Below are 1,820 nucleotides of genomic sequence, written 5' to 3'. Positions count from 1 at the left end.
TTTCATGAAAAGCCTCATTTGATGATCGTTGACTTGGCAACCCGGCACTCACGGCATCTCCCTCCAATCTGGATATGCCAATGAATATTGGGTCGGCCCCGACGATCTGCGGCTCCTCCATTAAAGGGCCATCGGTTGTTGGGGTCTCGGCTACGGGCTTCGGGCTACGCCCTCCGCCCTTCACCGACACCCCAACAACCGATTCTCATCTTGATTGTCGCTACGCTCGCATCCTGTCAGTCGCCGCGCAACCCCGCGTGAGGCCAACCAGTTCGGATGCCCGCAGACCAGTCTGGACCGCGAGCAGCAGCAGAGCATGATCACGCCGCCCCGTCCATGTCGTGCGATCCGGCGCTGCGAGCAACGCCCCGATCTCATCCGCGTCAAGGAATGTGACCGCACGCTTCACATAGCGCTTGTTGGGCATGGTGAGGATGCGCTGGCAGTGCAGCAGCCAGGTTGGATCGGTCATCGCGACGAAGCGGAAGAACGATCGGATCGCGGCCAGTCGGGTATTACGGCTGCGAGCGCCGTTGCCCCGCGCCGTTTCGATATGGCTGAGGAAGTCGGCAACCAGATCGGCGTCGATGTCTTCGACCGTCAGCTTGACCGGCGGCTTGCCACGTTGCGCGCTCGCATATCGAAGCAGGAGCCGGAACGTGTCGCGGTAGCCTGCAACCGTGTGGCGGCTTGCCTCCAGTTGCGTGCAAAGCCGGTCGGTGAAGAAGCGCTGGATCAGCGCAGGCAAGGTCGCGACGCTCATTGGTTCACCTCCGGCCGGCGGGTTGCACGGGCCATCGCCAGATCGAGCAGTTCCGGGACCGCCTCCAGATACCAGAACGTGTTGGAGGGATTGCTATGACCCAGATAGGTCGTCAGTCGGATCATTTCGCGCGCGGGGTCTTTGCCCGCGCGATACCACCCGATCATCGTGCGCACCGCGAAGCTGTGGCGAAGGTCATGGATGCGCGGCCCCCGGCCGTGCCGACCATATTGTTGGCCGGGCCGCAGCCCGATCCGCTGGCAGACGTGCGCGAAGTTGTAGCGGGCACTGCAGTCGGTCAGGCGGGTTCCCTTTTCCGTGACGAACAGTGCTGGCGAGGACCGTCCAAGCAGTCGGTCGCGCTCTGCAGCATAGGCGATGAGCTGCGCTACCACGCTTGGGTCGAGCGGAAGCAACCGTTCCTTGCCAAGCTTTCCGCGCCGTATGCGCAGCACGCCAGTCTCGGTGTCGATGTCATCGTCTTTGAGCGCCAGCGCTTCACTGATCCTGAGCCCTGTTACGGCGATAAGCCCGAACAGGGTTGAGCAGGCCAGCGCGCGCAGGCCATAGATGGACGGCAGACCCTTGGCCGCCATGACGATCGCGGCGATCTCGGCCTCCGTATAGATATAAGGACGCTGCCGCGCATAACGCTCAGGGAGCAGCCCGCGCGGCGGCACCTGGTGCGCCGGGTCGATACCGCTCAGCCACTGCGCGAACAGCCGCACCTTGCCGAACCGTGCCGAGCGTGTGGATGTGCCTACAACGGGCAGGCTCGCATCCCAGCGCAGGAACAGCGCCGTATCGACGTGCGAAGCGCGTTCCTGATCGGCGAAGCGGGCGAAGCGCCGGAGTATCCGTTCATCCGTACGAAGATCGTAGCCGAGACTGCGCCGAACGCTCAGATAACGGTCGAGTTGAAGGACGATGCTCATTGCACGCCTCCCGCAACTGGCCAAGGCTGCGCGACCGACCGCAGCCCGTCAATGTCGAGCCGCGCATATATCAGGGTCGATGACCGTGAGCGGTGCCGCAACACGTCGCCCACTTCGTCGAG

The 1,820-nt window shown here is 63.4% G+C and carries 2 protein-coding genes; both read right to left on the bottom strand.

The genetic code is table 11. The features are described from left to right. Positions 1-220 precede the first annotated feature (220 nt). The gene (locus LH128_RS24790) at positions 221-763 is read right to left on the bottom strand and encodes a tyrosine-type recombinase/integrase (protein ID WP_008832439.1); all 543 of its coding nucleotides are present in this window, start codon (positions 761-763) and stop codon (positions 221-223) included. Next, complete coding sequence (locus LH128_RS24785) at positions 760-1,698, bottom strand: tyrosine-type recombinase/integrase (protein WP_008832438.1); 939 nt, start codon at positions 1,696-1,698, stop codon at positions 760-762. The genes LH128_RS24790 and LH128_RS24785 overlap by 4 nt, the downstream gene beginning before the upstream one ends. Positions 1,699-1,820: the final 122 nt, after the last annotated feature.

Origin of the sequence: Sphingomonas sp. LH128 (genome assembly GCF_000293195.2) — a bacterium.
Taxonomy (GTDB): domain Bacteria; phylum Pseudomonadota; class Alphaproteobacteria; order Sphingomonadales; family Sphingomonadaceae; genus Novosphingobium; species Novosphingobium resinovorum_A.
This window is presented reverse-complemented; position numbering and strand designations above follow the sequence as displayed.